Origin of the sequence: Neobacillus sp. 19 (genome assembly GCF_049463095.1) — a bacterium.
In the GTDB taxonomy this organism is placed as follows: domain Bacteria; phylum Bacillota; class Bacilli; order Bacillales; family Cytobacillaceae; genus Neobacillus.
Map to the genome: position 1 here is coordinate 26,178 of NZ_JBMPZU010000093.1, position 18,120 is coordinate 44,297.

The window sequence follows — 18,120 nt, forward strand, 5'->3', positions numbered from 1 at the left end:
GATGAGCGAATTATTTCCGCGTAAACAAATAATGGGTTTTGTTTTTTCCTTAGTTTTAACAGCAGCTGCCCTTGCAGTATATTTCCTTCACTTGTCATTTGCACAAGGAATGATTGTTCTGATTGTTACTGCTTTTGTGCAAGCACTTCTTCAGCTTGTTGTGTTTATGCATGCAGGTGAAACGGAAGATAAATGGGTGATTTACGGTAAAGTAGGTTTTATGATTGCCATTGCCTTAATTACCGTGTTTGGTACATTACTCCTTTTCCTTTGGGATATGTAAAAAAACGAAGAAAGAGAGCGCTGATGCTCTCTTTCTTCATTTTATATAAGTATTAAAATTATCATTTAACTAAATACATTCCATTCTTATTTCTAATCGGCGTAATTTCAATTCCCTTATCCGTATTTTCAACCATCTCCTCAGTCGCAATAAAAAACATACCCATAAGAAAGAACATAACCGCTCCAACAATGGTTCCGACACCAATACCGATAACTGGAATGAATCCGCTTACAACACCGTATAAAAAGATCATTATACCTGTCATTAATGTAATACCGCCAGCCCATTTTGTTGCGTTTAAAATTTTCATACGTGAATTCAACATAACGATCTCCTCCAAATCCCCTTATACTACTATTATTCATGTTGTTCACAAAATTGTCAAAACTTTGTTCACAAATTTGTCAAAGTTATTTTTAAAAAGCGGTTGAAAAGGTTTACGAAGTGGATATTATTATTAATCGTTCTGACTAAAAGAAAAGTAAGAGCTTATTTCCTTGATTTCTAACAAAAATAATTTTAATCTAATACTAGTATCATACTAACAATGAATTAGGGGAGACAGAACATGAAAGAAGTAAAAACTGAGCAAGAATACCGTGAGCAAATCAAAAAAGATGAACTAACTGTGGGTATTTTTACCACAACATGGTGTCCGGATTGCAAACGGTTGGCGATGTTCATTGATGAAGTGATCGAAGAGAATCATGACAAACAATGGATCAAAATTGACCGCGATGAATTTCCAGAAATCTCTGAGGAGCAAAATGTAATGGGGATTCCTTCATTATTAGTATTCAAAAATGGTGAAAAATTAGCTCATTTACATAGTGCCAACGCTAAAACACAGGACCAAGTCAGGGAATTCTTGAATAGTCTTTAATTAGTACTATTCAGGGGAACCCAAAGCAAAAAAGTGTTTATGGTCATGAACAAAGCAATCGGATTTCCGATTGCTTTGTTTGTTCTACATTCAATGGTTGGATTAATAGATCTTATCACCATTGAAGATTGAATTCTTTACAACAACATAATCTACATTACGGATGGCTTCTAACTTGTTTCCTCCTGAATAGGAAATCGATGATTGAAGATCTTGTTCCATTTCGATTAATGTATCTTTTAAAGATCCCCGATACTCGACATACATTTTCTTACCTTCAACGTTTTTCTTTTCGCCTTTTTGGAATTCCGATGCGGAACCAAAATATTCTTTATAAAGCTTGCCATCTCTTTCAACGGTTTCGCCCGGAGATTCTTCATGGCCGGCAAATAGGGAACCGATCATGACCATTCTTGCCCCGAATCTGACGGATTTGGCGATATCACCATGTGTACGAATACCACCATCGGCAATAACCGGCTTACTAGCTGCCTTCGCACACCAACGCAATGCCGCCAATTGCCATCCACCAGTTCCAAATCCAGTCTTAATCTTTGTAATACAAACCTTTCCTGGTCCAATTCCTACTTTGGTAGCATCTGCACCCGCGTGTTCTAACTCTCTTACTGCTTCTGGAGTTCCTACATTACCTGCAATCACAAAGCTTTCCGGTAAATGTTTCTTAATATGCTTAATCATCTCGATAACGGCATTGGAATGACCATGAGCGATATCGATTGTAATGTATTCCGGGATAAGCTGTTCCTCTGCAAGTTGTTGGATAAATTGATATTCTTCTTCTTTGACACCTACACTAATTGAGGCGTACAAACCTCGTGTTTTCATATCTTTAATAAAATCAGTCCGCTTCTCTGGTTCAAAACGATGCATGACATAAAAGTACCCATTTTCAGCTAAGGTTATTGACAGCTTTTCATCGATAATTGTTTGCATATTGGCAGGTACCACAGGCAACTTGAAAGTACGCCCGCCTAATGTGACAGATGTATCACACTCAGAACGGCTATTTACGATACATTTTGCCGGAACCAATTGAATATCTTCGTAATCAAATACATTTTCCATGAGTTGCACCCCTAAACACGAATATTAAAGTTAAATAGAATAATTATTGTTCGTACATTTGCTAATTTACATCATTTTTATTAGTATGTCAAAGGTTTATATAGTTATTTAGCAATATTTACTGTTTTTTATTAAAAAACCCATTGAATTTATGAATCAGCATGCAGCGTTACATCACTTCATAGGATAGAGTAACAGAAACGGGGTGATTGCTTGAGGCGTTGGTTAAAAGCGATTATTTTGATCTATCTTTCCCTAATGTTTTTTGGAGGCTTTTTAGCGGTAGGATTGTTATGGACGGGAGCTCTTGAAAAATCACTGCCATTTATTTCTCAAATTAAAAACTTCCTTTATTATTTCTTTGCTGGAGCAATCGGCGGTTCATTGCGGCACCTTTATATGTTTTGTTCTCATTACATGGAAGGTGAATTACAGGATTATCGAAAGTGGATTATGTATATTTTTTATCCGATTTTTGCAACAGGAACTTCTGTAGTCGCCGTCACATTAATCCAAAGCGGACTATTTTTAATTGAATTCTCTGATTACGAAGACACTCCTTATGCACCAATCAGCATTGCGTTTTTTGTTGGATTTGGATTCAATAGGTTTCTTCATTTACTAAATACTGTCTCAAAAAATTTATTCCAGGCAAATAAACAGAATAGTTCCCGGTTAAACAAATAACCATTCCATTTCAATAGATAACATAAAAAGGGTTGATTTTATCAATACTAAATTGGAGGTCAACTGCAGAAATTGATTTAGAGGGAGAAGTGGTTATGGATCAAAGGTATAACACGGATAATGATGCATCAGTAGAATTAATAAAAGCACTTAAAAAAAGTAAACCCAGAAGTAACATAAAAATGAGTGAAGCAGAAAGAAGAATGAAAAATCAAGGTGAGGGAAAATGAGGAAAAAACGCAACAACTTGAATAATTTGGAGGTAAAGTCATGACCGATAAAAATCCAATTGAATATACAGGACAGGTATTGGATCAGAGGAATACCCTGACCGGACCTAATGATGCGGGTAAGGGGTCTTACCCGGAACGGCCTAAACATGTGCCGATTCATCAGGGGAAAAGTAAAAAAGTGCGTTAAAAGGGGGGATTTTATCTCCTCTTTCTTTATGACCGGCTACCTGAGACACTATAGGCATTTAAGTTTAATTCTTATATTCCAATTGGTATGATGGGAGTGTATCTATTTATGGAAGGACAAATTGCTTATGACAAATTTTCATATACCTGTATCTGTATTAAATTTAGCACCAATTCGCGATGGACAGGGTCCGAAACAAGCGATTGATGCCATGGTGGATCTGGCGCAAGCGGTTGAAAAAATGGGCTATCAGCGATATTGGATTGCGGAGCATCATAATACGCCAACACTCGTTAGTTCTGCTACGTCAATTTTAATCAAACATACATTAGAACATACTGATCATATCCGTGTGGGATCAGGCGGGGTCATGCTGCCTAACCATTCGCCATTAGTGGTGGCCGAGCAATTCGGGACGATGGCTACTATTTATCCGAATCGTGTAGATCTTGGTCTTGGCCGTGCACCGGGAACTGATATGATGACCGCTAGCGCCTTAAGACGTTCGAAAAATGATTCGGTATATACATTTCCAGAAGATGTAAACGCGTTAATTACCTATTTTGGTACCGAAGAAATGCAAAGTTATGTAAGGGCCTATCCTGGGGTAGGCACGAATATTCCAATCTATATCCTTGGTTCATCCACGGATTCTGCTTATTTAGCGGCAAGTTTAGGCTTACCGTATGTATTTGCATCCCATTTTGCGCCAAGATATATGGAAGAAGCGATTAGAATCTATCGCGAACGATTCCAGCCATCTGAGTATTTAGACAAGCCCTATATGATCGTTTGCTTAAATGTCATCGCAGCGGAGACGGATGAAGAGGCGAAAAGGCAATCGACAACGATGCAGCAATTTTTCCTGAATGTTGTTCGCGGGTCCAGAAATCCGTTGCAACCACCAGTAGAGAACATGGATGAGATTTGGAACTCAGCGGAAAAGGAAATGGCTTCGTCTATGTCTAGTGTGACCCTGATGGGCAGCAAAGAAACCGTCAAACAACAATTTATACGTTTTCAAGAAACATATAACGTCGATGAGCTCATGGCCGTATCTTATATCTATGATCCTGATAAACAAATACGTTCGTATGAAATATTAAAGGAAGTTGTGGACGGAAAATAAGAGCATCCAATCATAAAAGGCATGTACCATACAAGAGGTACATGCCTTTGATTTAATTATATTTCGGATGGTGGGGCTGCCTGCCTATTTTCTAATTGATGTAGCCTTTTGACAATTCTCCGTTTGCGGTATAACATCATGCCGGCTTCGGCAACATCTCCCAGAGAGGATCGATTGATAAAGGCGCCAAAAATCATTCCTGCAATCGGGATCATTTGAAAAAGCTTCTTCCAGCCAAAATTGTCCCGATAAGTTGTTACCACTTCACGCCAGCCCTGCAATTGGGAAACCATATGGTTGTTCTGTCTCTCTAGATCGAAGGTGGAAAGATCTTCTAAAATAGCCTTTTTTCCAACAATGTCTGAGGAGGAAAACTGCAGACATTTTACAATAAAAATTCTTTCTGACTTATCCTTAGGATCATATCCATAACTTAGCGCAATTTCTTGTAGGACTTTGAGTGATAATCCTAAAAGGAGAGGAATGTCAATGGCTAAGGTAAACAAGCCGCCAACGCCTGTTGTGGCCCCTTGAATGGTTGCCATATTTGTTCTAGAGTTTCTTATTTCATTTGCAACCACATCCATCTTGCTGATGGGCAGCTGCTCCAGCTGTTGGATGCTAAGGGTATCCCGTTCCAATGAAGTATCTTTGGAGGAAAACTTTTTTAGAATACTTTTTTCACTGATTAAATATTGCCCGCCGGATTGAATGAAGCTGCCTAGTTCATCAATCATTAATCCAATTTTCTCTTGAATAAATTTGGGCGTCAGTTTATCAAGCAGCACGAATGGAAGTCGTCCAATTTTCTCCCAAAACCACAAACCTTTCTGGTCCTTTTCCCATTTTTCTATTTTTTTCAATTCACCTTTTAAAAAATCCGGTGATTCCACATTGATCAACACGTATCAACTCCGTATTCGTCATTTAAGAATATCTTTGTATGTATATACGGACAAGTATGGAACTAGTTTCAACTTTCTTGATTGAATTATTCCAATCCCAAAATATCACACTACATCCACTTTCTGATGATGTGAACTCAACCTATTTAACTAGAAAACAGGAAAATTAAAATGAAAAACGGAAGCAATTCTTTTCACAAGAATGCCTCCGTTTTTTTAATTTGTTGAAGTTTGATTTAATTAACTGTTACTGTTTTGGAATTGAACCATAAATTCACTGAATGCTTTACACGCCTCACTAGGAACAGCGTTGTAAGCTGATACTCGGCACCCACCGATGGAACGGTGCCCGTTTACTCCCACAAAGCCTTCTTGTTTAGCTTGGTCTAAAAATTTCTTTTCCAAGTCCTTTGATTTTAAATTAAAAGTAATGTTCATAAGTGACCGACTGTCAGGCTCAGCATGCCCTGCGTAAAATCCATTACTAGCGTCAATAGCGTCATAAATCAATTTTGCTTTCTTATCATTCTGCTCCGAGATGGCATCTAGTCCACCTAATCCGCTTGCCCAATTCAGCACCTCTCCCAGCATGTAAATACCAAAGGTTGGCGGTGTGTTATACAAGGAGTTGTTCTTGGCATGTATGCCGTACTTTAACATTGTTGGGATATTGGTATTTGCCTGTTCAAGAAAATCCTTGCGAATAATGACAACAGTGACACCTGATGGGCCAAGATTTTTCTGGGCTCCGGCATAAATAAGCGCAAACTTGTTGACATCAAACGGCTTCGAAAGAATATCGCTTGACATATCTGCAATTAATGGAACATCCCCGGTATCTGGATAGTTTTTCCACTGTGTTCCATAGATGGTATTGTTGGAAGTAAGATGTAAATAAGCATCTTGATGATTATACTGTAATTCATCAACCTTTGGTATGCTGTGGTAACCGTCATCTTTTGTGGAAGCTGCATGATAAACATCGCCAAAGAGTTTTGCTTCAATAAAAGCCTTTTCAGACCATGACCCGGTCATCACATACCCAGCTTTTTTCCCCGACTGTAAAAAATTCATAGGGATCATGGAAAACTGAAGGCTAGCTCCACCTTGGAGAAAAAGAATTTCATAATGATCCGGAATACATAAGAGCTTCTTTAAACTGTGAATTGCCTGATTATGTATTTCCTCATATGCATTGCTCCGGTGGCTGAGCTCCATAATTGACATCCCGGTTCCGCGAAAATCAATAAGTTCAGCTTGTGCTTTTTCTAAAACTGAAATAGGCAAAGCAGATGGACCAGCATTAAAATTATAGGTACGATGAGTTTGCAGTTTCATTTTTGATCACTCCAATTTATTTTTACTTGAATATATCATATTTTTTTAATATTTGGTAAATTAAAGCGGTTACATAAAAAAATATTTGTTTGGGGGCTTTTATTTATTATTAACGATTTACATAAGACTTATAGGAATTTTAACATCTTAGTAGAAATATATATATAATGCTATTTTGAGTGAGTGTAATTATTACTATTAATTAAGTAAGAGGCGGTGAGACGAATGAAGGATATTAAATGGGGGAGTCCGCTGAGTTTGGCATGTTTAGGTGTGTTTCTTGGGGGATTGGGCATATTCTTTCATGCGATTTGGTCAAATTTCTTATAACCTATGTTTGATAATGTTAAAAGGTACCACTGATTAAGTTGGTACCTCTTTAATTAGGAGATTATTTACGTTCAATCACCTTTTTTCCCCGGTAAAATACTTTTTTAATCTGCTCCATCTCCGTTATCTCTAATCCGGGTATTCCCTCAGCAACTAAGAAATTGGCCTCTAGTCCTGGTTCTAACCGCCCGAACAAATGGCTTTTTCCAAGAATACCAGACGGATTTGCAGTTAACATTGCTAAAATCTCATTTTCATTGAAGCCATGGGTTTTTAATAATAGCATAGCCGGATGGGCAATTAGCATTAGAACGTCTGGCCCCTGAAGTGAAAGGTCTTGAAAAGGCAGCCAGGAGACACACTGGTATGGCGGAAGATAGGAATCCGTTGAGATTGATACGGGAATAAACTTTTCTGCTAATCTCAAAATGTTTTCAGGAGAATTTGGCGGCAGGTGAGTTCCTCCCATAGGTGTGGCCACAATTTTGACCCCTTGTTTAGCCGTTACGTTGATTTGCTCAGCAGATATTCCATGGGCATGATGCAAAACGTCAATACCAGCCTTCAAGGCCAAATCAATTGCTTGTTCGCCGGCGACATGACAGCCAATTTGTTTTCCTAATTGGTGATAAATATCGACAATTTGCTTTAATTCATCTAATGAATAAATAATTTCCCCTGCACGCGGGACTTCTGTTACTGAGAAATTAGCGGGTGTGGCGTTAATAAAGATATTTTCACCAGGATAATCACTTGCTGCGGCGATTTTTGCGACGATGGATGCCGCACATAAATCCTTTTGATTAACAGCTTTTGACTGTGTTACCGAAGTAAAATGAGCTAATGTTTCGAAACCAATGGAGATGCTAGTCGTGGCAAATGATATGTCCAATGGCATTTGTTTCACTGCATTTCGATAATCTTCTATTGTAAAATCACACAACGGATGGCCGCAGATTTGTTCGCCAAGAGCTGTGATTCCGCAAGATAAGGCATGGAAAAGGATGGATTTTCCGACCCACAAATGCGTCTCGGGTGTCACCGGGTAAAGTGAACTAGGGGCAAATTCTAACAAATGGGTGTGACAATCGACGAGTGAAGGGGTGATGATGTATTCAGAGCAATCCATCACATCAGCCTTCGGAAATTCATCCATCAAACTCTCCCAGTGGCCGACTGCGGCAATTTTTCCATTTTCAACTACCATTGCCCCATTTTCAATCGTGCCAAGGTCACTTACCGTTACAAGTTTCTTTCCGCGAATCATGTATGTCATCATTGATCACACCAGAAATGGAGTGAGGAAGTATCCGAGCACACATGCGGTGATAAAACGAATAACCATGCCAATCACCGCGGCTACTAAAACTTCTCGTTCATTTAATCCGGAAGACTCAGCCCAAGTAACGGGAACCTGACCAAAGATTACCGATAATGGTAAGCCGGAATTCGCTAATACAAATGAGCCGACAATTAACCGTGGATCAATCGTGCTGGCAACGTCAGCGAGTTGTGCCACAGCCAGTGTGGGGGCAGCAAGAATGGAGATAATTCCTGTCATAGGTTCAATACTTAAATAGGTGAGTACAGTCGACAAACTTGACTCGATTACACTCCAAACACCCATGAATTTTAAGGCTCCGATAAAGAAGAACACGGCGGCGACTGCCGGGATGATAATGAGGAATAGAAGCTCAGCCCCTTCTTTTGCAGAAGAAAAGATTGTTTGCAAGAATCTCGTATTTGGCGTAAAGCGGGGCAATTCATCTAGGTCAACTTTTTTCGTATCACGATAGATAGTTTTTGATAAAATATACGGGACGACGATAATTGGAACAAAGATTGATAGAATCACAAGCGGGAAAGCGGTTATATTGAAAGCTGTCAGCGCGATAAGACCTAAAACAAAGGTGGCAAACGATTGCGGGGATTGAATCATTGTCGCAACTGCCATTTTTTGTTCAGCTTTCGTTGCATTCGCTTTGACCAGAATCGGACCAGAAATTTTTCCAGCAGCGTTAATATCCCCAAGGATATTATAGACACTTGGTATAATCACCGAAGGATTAATCTTAAACCATTTCATTATCGGTACAAATATTCGAATGAGCCCATCTGTAAATCCTAATCTCTCCAAAAGACGGCCAACGATAACGCTTACAATAATCGCTATTCCCACTTCACTTGTTAGAAAAATATCAACAACGATTGGCTTCACTTCTTTAATGATTGTATCAAATAACCTTGCTAGTGAATTTGGTGCGAATAATAGAAGAAATAATGAACCAAAAACCAAGAAAACCCCAATTATTTCAAAAAGCAGCCATTTGGTTCGTGTTGTTTTTGGAATGGGGCTTGGTCCTTCTCCATAAAAAAACCTCCCAGACAATTTTAAATAGATTATGTGTAAAAAAGAATTGTGTGTTTGTCTAGGTAATTAAAACATTATTATTTCACTACATTTGTTTTGCTTCACTCTTTGCTTTCACAGAAGTAATAAAAAACTCCTTAAATACATCGCTGGCAGTCGTTAAAACTTGTTTTTTGTTGATGAGGTAAAAATATCGTTTTAGCGGGATTCCATTAATTCTAGTTTGTTTCAGCAGTCCTAAGTTTAGCTCTTTCTGAATCGTTGTTTTTGAAATTATGGCTACTCCCAAACCGGATTCTACTGCAGATTTAATTGATTCTGTATTTTCAAGTTCCATAACAATATGTAACTGTTCTAAATGCAGCTGATGTTCTAATAAATTTGATTCCAAGACCTGCCTTGTCCCTGACCCTTGTTCTCTGGCGATAATTGGCAGGGAAAACAGTAACTCCGGCTCAATTGTTTCATCTGTAAGATAGGGATGGGGGTGCCGAGCGGACGATATGATGACAAGTTCATCCTCTAAAAATGGCAGACTATCCAGTTCTTTGCGTGGTATAGCGGCCTCAATGAATCCTAAATCAATTTTTCCATCCAGCAGTTTTTCAATAATCTGATTGGAATTATCTACTTTCAGACTTAAATGGACATTAGGATATTGCTTAATAAAATCTCCAAGAAAGTAAGGCAGTAAATATTCACCAATGGTTAAACTGGCACCTAGGCGAAGGTCGCCGTGGATGCTGTCAGATAGAAGGGAAATATCCTTTTCCACTTGAGAAACAAGGTTGATTATTTGTTCTGCAAAAATGAACAGGATGTTTCCAGCATGCGTGAGCTCCATTTTTTTTGTGGAGCGGTCAAATAATGTCGTATTTAAATATTCCTCTAAATGTTTGATATGTAAACTGACTGAGGGTTGTGAGAGGTGAAGAACTTTCGCTGTCTCAGAAAAGTTTTTTTTTGTAGCGGCTGTATAAAAAACCTTAAGGTGTTCAAGATTCATTTATATCTCACCTATCTTTATAAATTTATTCCCTATTATAAAGGAAACTAATGACAAGCGCGACATAAATTAGTAACATAAGATTATAAAAATTAATAATTGGAAAATTAAGGAGGTAAATAATAGTGAATTTGAATCCAAAAAATCCGCTGCCACTTCACATTCAATTAAGAAATAAGCTCGAGAAATTAATTAAGGAGGGTTATTACCAAGAGAAAATACCAAGTGAAAGGGAGCTTATGGAGTCCTATAAAGTGAGCAGGAGTACAGTGAGAGAAGCCGTTTCCCATTTAGTAAGAGATGGTATTTTAGAGAAAGTTCACGGAAAAGGGACGTTTATTTCTCTTAAACCAATTCAGGATTGGCTCGGAAGCCTCAGTAGTACAACGGAGATTATTAAACGGATGGGCATGAAACCTGATGCTAAGCTTGTAGAGCATGGCATTGTGACTACAACTAATGAAATAAAAGAAGTAACGGGTTTTCAAGAAGCTTACTATATTAAAAGAATCAGATATGCGAATAATGTCCCCCTTGCCATTGAGGTTCAATACTATCCAATTAAAATTGGTAAAGAATTAGCAGAGCTAGATATTGAAAAAGGCACTTTATTCGATTTGCTTGAGGAGAACTTACAAATTAAATTTTCTGAAGCTGAACAGATCATTACGAGCGGTCAACTTTCCAAAGAAGATGCTAAGCTTTTAGGGATACCCGATCCTTTCAATGTACTTGTTACGGAGCGAATGCTGATGGACATAGAGGGTGATTTAATTGAATATTACATTGCCTATTTTCGCTCTGATATGTACTCATTTCGAATCAAACTTTCAAAAAAGTATAATTAACACAGGCTCCAGCGACAAGCGGAAAGAGAAGAATTAATAATATTAATAGGTGGTATTTAAATACTAAATATTATTTATAGTTAGAATATATTGAAAACTCGGTATATGTGTGATTAAATTTAATTAAGGTTGCTTTGTTATCCAAACTGGTACGGATGACCCGACGTCCGGATATTGATGTTTAGTGTAAACGCTGTCATCCATCAATGATAACTTTTAACCATAATAAAATGAAAGGTCGTGTGGGTTATGATGATCGGTGTACCAAAAGAAATTAAGAATAACGAAAATCGGATTTCAATGGTCCCTGCAAGTGTAGCCTCTTATGTAAGAGCAGGTCATCGTGTCTTAGTTGAAAAAGACGCTGGCCTGGGAAGTGGAATTTCGAATGAAGAATTCGAAAAAGCAGGTGCAACAATTGTCCCGACTGCAAGGGATGCTTGGGCTGCAGACATGGTAGTAAAAGTGAAAGAACCTCAAGTCGAGGAGTTTCAATACCTGCGTAAGGACTTAATCCTATTTACGTATCTCCATTTGGCTGCTGAGCCTGAACTGTTTAAAGCATTAGTAGAAAACCAGGTGACAGCTGTGGCCTATGAAACTATACAGCTAGAAAATCGTTCACTGCCGCTGTTAACGCCAATGAGTGAAGTAGCCGGCAGAATGTCGGTTCAGCTGGGAGCACAATTTTTAGAAAGAATTCATGGAGGAAAAGGGGTTTTATTAGGCGGTGTACCCGGCGTAAAACCTGGAAAAGTTGTCATCATTGGCGGTGGAGTTGTCGGAACAAATGCAGCGAAAATGGCAGTCGGACTTGGAGCGGATGTGACGATCATTGATATAAACGCCGAGCGTCTCCGGCAATTAGATGACCTATTTGGCGGGAGAGTAAAGACAGTGATGTCTAATCCATTCAATATTGCGGAAGAGGTTAGGCAGGCAGACTTGCTGATTGGTGCGGTTTTAATTCCTGGTGCAAAGGCTCCGCAGCTAGTCAGTGAAGAAATGGTAAAACAAATGGAAGAAAGATCTGTCATTATCGATGTTGCTGTTGATCAAGGCGGTTCAATCGAAACCATAGACCATATTACATCTCATGATTCCCCCACATATATCAAACATGGAGTATTACATTACGCTGTACCAAACATTCCTGGAGCCGTTTCTAAAACATCAACGTATGCCCTGTCAAATGTAACTGCCCCATATGGTTTGCTGCTGGCAAACAAAGGGATTCAACAATCTGCACAGCTAAACCCGGCATTAGCAAAAGGCTTTAACACTTTTAAGGGCAAAGTTACTCATCCAGCTGTAGCTGCAACATATAATATTCCTTTTACACCATTAAGTGAAATTCTACAAAAAGTACCATCTACAATTTAATAAATAGGAGGGATCTTCATAATGACGAAACTAGAAGTTCAAGAGCAGGAAATACTTGAAACTCAGGACCAAAATCATTTATGGCATGCAATGAGCCGTCATGTAGAAGGGGGTAAACCAACCATTGCTGAGTCTGGTGATGGCGCGTGGTTTACTGATGTGAATGGCAATCGTTACTTGGACGGTGTGTCCGGCTTATGGTGTTTAAATTTAGGGCATGGGAGAAAGGAAATCGTTGATGCAGCAGCGGAACAAATGATGAAGCTTTCCTATTTCCCACTAACACTCAGTCATATTCCGGCGATCCAATTATCAGCTAAAATCAGTGAACTTTTAGGAGATTCATATAAAACATTCTTTTCTAATAGCGGCTCAGAGGCCAATGAAACGGCGTTTAAGATTGCCAGGCAATATCATATTCAGAATGGCAACCCAGGAAAATTTAAAGTTATTTCTCGGTACCGTGCCTACCATGGTTCGACGCTTGGTGCATTAAGTGCAACGGCACAGGCAAATCGCAGAGTAAAATACGATCCAGCTGTTCCGGGATTTCTTCATGTCCCACCACCATATAGTTATCGCTGCCCGTTCGGTGAAGAGGTCACGGATTGCGATAAAGTGGCTGCAGATATGATTGATCAGGTAATTAATTGGGAAGGGTCTGAAACGGTTGCCGCTGTTATCATGGAACCATTTATTTCGGGCGGCGGGGTGATAATTCCATCAGAGAAATATTTACAGCGTGTAGCTGAGATTTGTAAAAAACACGATGTCCTGCTCATTATGGATGAAGTCGTGTCAGGGTTTGGTAGAACTGGAAAAATGTTCGGCTTCATGCATTCCGAAGGCGTCCAGCCTGATATTGTGACAATGGCAAAGGGGCTGACAAGCGGATATTTACCACTTGGAGCAACGGCGGTTAAATCTCATATTTTTGAAACCTTTAAAGAAAAGGGGGCTGACAAACACCTTCGTCATGTGTCTACTTATGGCGGGCACCCGGCAAGCTGCGCTGTTGCACTTAAAAATATTGAAATTATTGAGGAAGAAAATATCGTAAGCAGAGTTGCCTTATTGGGTGAATCCATTTTAGGCAGATTAAAAGATTTAATTGAACATGAAAATGTTGGGGAAGTTCGCCATAAAGGCTTTCTATATGGAATTGAATTAGTCAAAGATAAAGAGTCCAAGGAACCAGCTGCAGATGAAATGTTGGCTAAAATAATTGGCTTATGTAAAGAGAAAGGCTTAATTATTGGCAGAAATGGTGATACCGTACCAGGTTTTAATAACGTGCTGATTGTTGCCCCTCCACTTTCTTCAACGGAAGAGGACCTGAACTTCCTGGTAGAAACCGTAAAATATGCTTTCGATCAACTAAATTAATCCTAGAAAGGTTGTGCTAATGATGGCAAAAGTAGAAAAGGAATTACAACAAATCAAAACGAAAAAAGTGAAAATGACACCAAGTGAGGCAATTGTAGAGACACTTGTTGCAGAGGGAGTAAAACATATTTCAGGTATTTTGGGCTCTGCTTTTATGGATATGCTTGATCTATTACCTGCTGCTGGAATCCGCTTTATTGGGGTGCGTCATGAACAAAGTGCGGCACATATGGCAGATGCCTATACAAGAGTGAGCGGGGTAGCGGGCGTAGTCATTGGCCAAAATGGACCAGGAATCACTAACATGGTGACTTCTGTAGCTGCTGCGAATCAAGCACACACTCCAATGGTTGTTATCTCACCATCTGCAGGAACACCAACAGTCGGTTGGGACGGATTCCAGGAATGTGACCAAGTATCGGTATTTAAAGCGATTACAAAAGAAACTGTTAGAGTAACCCATCCTGGCCGTGTAGCCGATTGTTTAAGAACAGCTTTCCGTATTGCATATGCCGAGCGGGGACCTGTATTATTCGATATCCCAAGGGACTATTTCTATGGTGAATTAGAAGATGCCATTTTAGAGCCGCATCAATACCGTGTTGATAATCGAGGATGTGGATCCTTAGAGTTTATTGATCAAGCTGTAGAATTACTGGCTAATGCAAAAAATCCTGTTATCATTTCAGGCCGCGGTGTTGTTGATTCTGACGGGATTGAAGCTGTAAAGGATATTGCAGAACACCTTACAGCACCTGTAGCTGTTTCATACATGCATAATGATGCATTCCCGGCGAATCATGCCTTAGCTGTTGGACCAATTGGCTATATGGGAGCAAAATCGGCGATGAATACGCTTAAGGATGCTGACGTTGTGTTAGCACTAGGAACTCGTTTATCCGTTTTTGGAACACTTCCATGCTATGACATCGATTATTTTCCGAAAAGTGCTAAGATTATTCAAGTTGATATCAATCCGCGTAATATTGCGCGTACACATCCTGTGGAAGTGGGGATTATTGGAGATGCCAAGGCAGCTGGTATTGAAATCGCTAAGCGTTTGAAAGAAAAGACTCCAAATTTGGCACCAAATCAAGAAAGACTTCTTAAAGCAGCAGAAGAAAAGGCGAAATGGGAAAAAGAGTTAGTCGATCTTGCAATGGTAGACGGTAGTCCAATTAATCCACGCCGTGCGCTGTTAGAGTTGACAAAGGTTTTACCGGAAAACGCCATTGTGACAACCGATATTGGGAACGTTTCATCAACAGCAAATGCCTATTTGAAATTTAACCATGGGCGCCAGCATATCGCGGCATTAACGTTTGGCAATACTGGATTTGCCTATCCATCTGCATTAGGTGCAAAACTTGCTAATCCAGATAGTCCTGTTGTGGCTATTGTTGGTGACGGTGCATGGGGGATGAGCTTGCACGAAGTGAGCACGGCTGTCGAGGAAAATATTCCTGTAGTTGCATGTGTGTTCAATAATAATGCATGGTGTGCAGAAAAGAAAAACCAAGTTGATTTTTATAATAACCGATTTGTTGGTGCAGATATTCAAAATCCGAATTTCGCAGAAGTGGCAAGATCAATGGGTGCGGTAGGGATTAATGTCGATAAACCTGAGGAGGTTGGACCTGCTATCCAAAGGGCAATTGAATCAAATAAGCCAACTGTAATTGATATTCAGGTGGATGGAACTCAATTAGCACCTCCATTTAGAAAAGATGCATTAAAAATGCCGACAAGACTTTTACCTAAATATGCTCACTTAGATCATAGAAACTGGTAAGACACTCGAAAAAAGGGGCGGCCTGTTTGGGATCGTCCCTCTTTTCTTTCTAAATATCCTCATATCGAACAATTGTCACTGTTTGATTTAAAAAATTACTGAAAGTTGGTGGATATTTTGGAGCATCAACCAGAAAAACTGAAAGCCGGTCTTAAACAAAGGCATTTAACAATGATATCTTTAAGTGGGGTTATTGGTGCCGGGTTGTTTGTGGGAAGCGGTATTATTATCAGTAAAACAGGTCCAGGAGCGATCTTGTCTTATGTTATTGCAGGCTTAATTGTTGTTCTTGTAATGCGGATGCTTGGTGAAATGGCAACCGTTAATCCGAATACAGGATCTTTTGCAGTGTATGCAGGAGATGGCATTGGACCATGGGCTGGTTACACGACGGGATGGTTATATTGGTTTTTCTGGGTTATTGTCATTGCACTTGAGGCAGTTGCAGGTGCAGCAATAATACATGAATGGCTTCCTTCAATTCCTGTCTGGATGATAAGCCTGGCTTTAATTGTCTTATTACAACTTACAAATATTTTTTCGGTTAAATCATTTGGGGAGTTTGAATATTGGTTTTCTATAATTAAAATAGGGAGTATTATCCTGTTTTTAATTTTGGGATTGGCGGTAATTCTTGGGTTCGTAACCCGGTATAAAACCACCTGGCGTTTCTAATCTTACAAATTTCGGCGGTTTCATACCTAACGGTGTTGGTTCAGTTATTGTTGGTATTGCGATTGTGTTTCATGCGTTCGTAGGAGTTGAAATACCTGCGATTGCAGCCGGCGAAACTTCAGATCCAGTTAGTTCTGTAAAAAAGGCGTTAAATAGTGTGGTATGGCGGATTCTAATTTTTTATATTGGTTCAATTGCAGTAGTAGTAACTCTTTTACCTTGGAATTCAGGAACACTGCTAAAAAGCCCGTTTGTTTCGGTACTTGAATTGATAGGAATCCCTTCAGCGGCTGTTTTCATGAATATTGTGGTCTTGACAGCGTTATTGTCTTGTCTGAATTCAGGACTCTATACAAGCTCTCGTATGCTATTTCTCTCTCAAAAAGGTGATGCCCCAAACATATTTTCCAAGTTAAGCAAGAACGGGGTTCCTGTTTTCGCAGTAATTGGAAGCACATTATTTGCTTTTATTAGCACGATTTTTAGTTACATTTCCCCAGATAAGATATTTTTCTTCTTAGTAAACTCTTCAGGCGGGGTTGGAATTCTTGTCTATTTGGCTATCGCGGTATCACACCTGCGCCTAAGAAATAGAATTGAAAAAGCCAATCCAGGAATTTTTAAAGTTAAAATGTGGTTTTTTCCATACTTAACATATGCAACAATCGCTGCTATGATTTCAGTGTTAATTTTAATGGCATTTATTGAATCACAGCGCCCACAGTTTATATTTACATCGCTGTTTACTATCATTGTTATTTCATCTTACTTCGTAAATCGGCGAAGAAAGGAAAGTTTTAAAAGTGAAATAGCGGTAAATACTCGAATTCTAAATACCGATAAACATGAGATCTAATTAACGTTACGATAACCAATTTGTAAATGGAGATTTATAAAAAAGTAAAAGGCTTTTATTTCAGGGAAAATAAAAGCTTTTTACTTTTTTATTCTAGCAGGAGGAACCGGAAACGATGAAAAATGTAATGAAAATAATATTTGGAAATAGTTTAATTGGCATTTCTTACGCTTGTTTAGTTGTCCCTCATGAAATCATAAATGGCGGTGTTACTAGTTTAGCATTAATAGTAAACGCTATTTCAGAGGCAGGGATTGCTAATCTTGCAAATGTAATAACATTACTTTTATTGTTGCTATGTTTAATTTTCCTTGGGAGAGAATATTTTTTTAAATCTATTTTAAGCAGTTTTTGTTACCTGTTCTTCTTTAATTTTTTTTTCTCATTGCATCTTAATATAGATTTACCCTTAACACCCTCCATCATTCTGGCATCTGCCTTAATAGCTCTAGGGTATTACTTATGTATATCTGCGAATGCAACTACTGTAGGGGTCGATGTGATTGCCATCATTTTACACCATAGAAATAAAAAAATTGATATTGCTATTGCAATAAGGAGCCTCAATTATTTGGTGTTATTATCTGGTTTCTGGATTTTTGGATGGACTTCCATTATGAAAGGAGTATTATTTACATTTATTTATTCATATTTATTAAAGAAACTATTGAATAGAAAGGAAGCCTTTGCGGTGGATAATGGCAGGGGAGTAACCAATTGAACAACAAACCGCTTGACC

At 38.9% G+C, this 18,120-nt stretch carries 18 protein-coding genes and 1 pseudogene; 12 read left to right on the forward strand and 7 right to left on the reverse strand.

The annotated features are described in order from the left end of the window. Window position 1: 1 nt before the first annotated feature. Window positions 2–283: a cytochrome aa3 quinol oxidase subunit IV gene (gene qoxD, locus ACO1D1_RS25525; RefSeq protein WP_149870487.1), complete on the forward strand. Its 282-nt coding sequence runs from the start codon at window positions 2–4 to the stop codon at window positions 281–283. 61 nt (window positions 284–344) lie between these two features. Here the strand turns inward: qoxD and ACO1D1_RS25530 are convergent, their stop codons facing one another. Beyond that, window positions 345–611, reverse strand: coding sequence for a hypothetical protein (locus tag ACO1D1_RS25530; RefSeq protein WP_223820782.1), 267 nt, complete (start codon window positions 609–611; stop codon window positions 345–347). A gap of 243 nt (window positions 612–854) precedes the next feature. On the opposite strand from ACO1D1_RS25530, the gene ACO1D1_RS25535 reads away from it, so the two are divergent. Further along, complete coding sequence (locus ACO1D1_RS25535; protein WP_149870486.1) at window positions 855–1,169, forward strand: thioredoxin family protein; 315 nt, start codon at window positions 855–857, stop codon at window positions 1,167–1,169. Window positions 1,170–1,271: 102 nt separating this feature from the next. Here ACO1D1_RS25535 and guaC read toward each other — a convergent pair whose 3' ends face one another. Then, window positions 1,272–2,255 carry a GMP reductase gene (guaC, locus tag ACO1D1_RS25540; RefSeq protein ID WP_149870485.1) on the reverse strand — a complete coding sequence of 328 codons (984 nt, stop codon included), beginning with the start codon at window positions 2,253–2,255 and terminating at the stop codon, window positions 1,272–1,274. A 213-nt stretch (window positions 2,256–2,468) separates the two neighbouring features. Between guaC and ACO1D1_RS25545 the strand changes: the two genes are divergently transcribed. The 4 genes from ACO1D1_RS25545 to ACO1D1_RS25560 all read left to right on the forward strand — a co-directional run bounded on the left by ACO1D1_RS25545 (window position 2,469) and on the right by ACO1D1_RS25560 (window position 4,491). After that, window positions 2,469–2,942 (forward strand): hypothetical protein, encoded by a 474-nt coding sequence (locus tag ACO1D1_RS25545; protein ID WP_149870484.1) that lies wholly within the window; start codon window positions 2,469–2,471, stop codon window positions 2,940–2,942. Between the two features lie 95 nt (window positions 2,943–3,037). Next, window positions 3,038–3,172, forward strand: coding sequence for a hypothetical protein (locus ACO1D1_RS25550; protein ID WP_263315192.1), 135 nt, complete (start codon window positions 3,038–3,040; stop codon window positions 3,170–3,172). Window positions 3,173–3,212: 40 nt separating this feature from the next. Next, on the forward strand, window positions 3,213–3,362 hold the full coding sequence (locus ACO1D1_RS25555) for a hypothetical protein (protein WP_190284649.1): 150 nt from the start codon (window positions 3,213–3,215) through the stop codon (window positions 3,360–3,362). Window positions 3,363–3,489: 127 nt separating this feature from the next. Next, window positions 3,490–4,491: an LLM class flavin-dependent oxidoreductase gene (locus ACO1D1_RS25560; RefSeq protein ID WP_423337569.1), complete on the forward strand. Its 1,002-nt coding sequence runs from the start codon at window positions 3,490–3,492 to the stop codon at window positions 4,489–4,491. Window positions 4,492–4,547: 56 nt separating this feature from the next. Here the strand turns inward: ACO1D1_RS25560 and ACO1D1_RS25565 are convergent, their stop codons facing one another. The 5 genes from ACO1D1_RS25565 to ACO1D1_RS25585 form a co-directional block, all read right to left on the reverse strand. Continuing rightward, window positions 4,548–5,393 (reverse strand): EcsC family protein, encoded by an 846-nt coding sequence (locus ACO1D1_RS25565; RefSeq protein ID WP_223821006.1) that lies wholly within the window; start codon window positions 5,391–5,393, stop codon window positions 4,548–4,550. A 243-nt stretch (window positions 5,394–5,636) separates the two neighbouring features. Continuing rightward, on the reverse strand, window positions 5,637–6,734 hold the full coding sequence (gene serC / locus ACO1D1_RS25570; protein ID WP_423337570.1) for a 3-phosphoserine/phosphohydroxythreonine transaminase: 1,098 nt from the start codon (window positions 6,732–6,734) through the stop codon (window positions 5,637–5,639). Between the two features lie 391 nt (window positions 6,735–7,125). Continuing rightward, on the reverse strand, window positions 7,126–8,343 hold the full coding sequence (locus tag ACO1D1_RS25575) for an amidohydrolase family protein (protein ID WP_149870481.1): 1,218 nt from the start codon (window positions 8,341–8,343) through the stop codon (window positions 7,126–7,128). A gap of 3 nt (window positions 8,344–8,346) precedes the next feature. Next, complete coding sequence (locus ACO1D1_RS25580; protein ID WP_423337571.1) at window positions 8,347–9,453, reverse strand: hypothetical protein; 1,107 nt, start codon at window positions 9,451–9,453, stop codon at window positions 8,347–8,349. A 67-nt stretch (window positions 9,454–9,520) separates the two neighbouring features. Further along, window positions 9,521–10,441 carry a selenium metabolism-associated LysR family transcriptional regulator gene (locus ACO1D1_RS25585; protein WP_149870479.1) on the reverse strand — a complete coding sequence of 307 codons (921 nt, stop codon included), beginning with the start codon at window positions 10,439–10,441 and terminating at the stop codon, window positions 9,521–9,523. A gap of 125 nt (window positions 10,442–10,566) precedes the next feature. Between ACO1D1_RS25585 and ACO1D1_RS25590 the strand changes: the two genes are divergently transcribed. The 6 genes and pseudogenes from ACO1D1_RS25590 to ACO1D1_RS25615 all read left to right on the forward strand — a co-directional run bounded on the left by ACO1D1_RS25590 (window position 10,567) and on the right by ACO1D1_RS25615 (window position 18,102). Beyond that, window positions 10,567–11,289 carry a GntR family transcriptional regulator gene (locus tag ACO1D1_RS25590; RefSeq protein ID WP_149870478.1) on the forward strand — a complete coding sequence of 241 codons (723 nt, stop codon included), beginning with the start codon at window positions 10,567–10,569 and terminating at the stop codon, window positions 11,287–11,289. A 249-nt stretch (window positions 11,290–11,538) separates the two neighbouring features. After that, complete coding sequence (gene ald / locus ACO1D1_RS25595; protein WP_423337572.1) at window positions 11,539–12,672, forward strand: alanine dehydrogenase; 1,134 nt, start codon at window positions 11,539–11,541, stop codon at window positions 12,670–12,672. Between the two features lie 21 nt (window positions 12,673–12,693). Beyond that, window positions 12,694–14,058, forward strand: a complete 1,365-nt coding sequence (locus ACO1D1_RS25600) for an aminotransferase (protein ID WP_149870476.1) — start codon at window positions 12,694–12,696, stop codon at window positions 14,056–14,058. 22 nt (window positions 14,059–14,080) lie between these two features. After that, window positions 14,081–15,850, forward strand: coding sequence for a sulfoacetaldehyde acetyltransferase (xsc, locus tag ACO1D1_RS25605; RefSeq protein WP_149870475.1), 1,770 nt, complete (start codon window positions 14,081–14,083; stop codon window positions 15,848–15,850). 171 nt (window positions 15,851–16,021) lie between these two features. Continuing rightward, window positions 16,022–17,381: pseudogene (locus ACO1D1_RS25610) on the forward strand (amino acid permease). 115 nt (window positions 17,382–17,496) lie between these two features. Further along, window positions 17,497–18,102, forward strand: a complete 606-nt coding sequence (locus tag ACO1D1_RS25615) for a YitT family protein (protein ID WP_149870474.1) — start codon at window positions 17,497–17,499, stop codon at window positions 18,100–18,102. The last annotated feature ends 18 nt before the right edge of the window (window positions 18,103–18,120 follow it).

What these genes read in the sequence shown, in the direction of transcription:
- ACO1D1_RS25585 (WP_149870479.1), bottom strand. Translation starts at nt 10,441, where the DNA reads ATGAATCTTGAACACCTTAAGGTTTTTTATACAGCCGCTACAAAAAAA.
- ACO1D1_RS25615 (WP_149870474.1), top strand. Translation starts at nt 17,497, where the DNA reads ATGAAAAATGTAATGAAAATAATATTTGGAAATAGTTTAATTGGCATT.
- ACO1D1_RS25555 (WP_190284649.1), top strand. Translation starts at nt 3,213, where the DNA reads ATGACCGATAAAAATCCAATTGAATATACAGGACAGGTATTGGATCAG.
- ACO1D1_RS25575 (WP_149870481.1), bottom strand. Translation starts at nt 8,343, where the DNA reads ATGATGACATACATGATTCGCGGAAAGAAACTTGTAACGGTAAGTGAC.
- ACO1D1_RS25530 (WP_223820782.1), bottom strand. Translation starts at nt 611, where the DNA reads ATGTTGAATTCACGTATGAAAATTTTAAACGCAACAAAATGGGCTGGC.
- guaC (WP_149870485.1), bottom strand. Translation starts at nt 2,255, where the DNA reads ATGGAAAATGTATTTGATTACGAAGATATTCAATTGGTTCCGGCAAAA.
- ACO1D1_RS25560 (WP_423337569.1), top strand. Translation starts at nt 3,490, where the DNA reads ATGACAAATTTTCATATACCTGTATCTGTATTAAATTTAGCACCAATT.
- ACO1D1_RS25600 (WP_149870476.1), top strand. Translation starts at nt 12,694, where the DNA reads ATGACGAAACTAGAAGTTCAAGAGCAGGAAATACTTGAAACTCAGGAC.
- ald (WP_423337572.1), top strand. Translation starts at nt 11,539, where the DNA reads ATGATGATCGGTGTACCAAAAGAAATTAAGAATAACGAAAATCGGATT.
- qoxD (WP_149870487.1), top strand. Translation starts at nt 2, where the DNA reads ATGAGCGAATTATTTCCGCGTAAACAAATAATGGGTTTTGTTTTTTCC.
- ACO1D1_RS25535 (WP_149870486.1), top strand. Translation starts at nt 855, where the DNA reads ATGAAAGAAGTAAAAACTGAGCAAGAATACCGTGAGCAAATCAAAAAA.
- ACO1D1_RS25550 (WP_263315192.1), top strand. Translation starts at nt 3,038, where the DNA reads ATGGATCAAAGGTATAACACGGATAATGATGCATCAGTAGAATTAATA.
- xsc (WP_149870475.1), top strand. Translation starts at nt 14,081, where the DNA reads ATGGCAAAAGTAGAAAAGGAATTACAACAAATCAAAACGAAAAAAGTG.
- serC (WP_423337570.1), bottom strand. Translation starts at nt 6,734, where the DNA reads ATGAAACTGCAAACTCATCGTACCTATAATTTTAATGCTGGTCCATCT.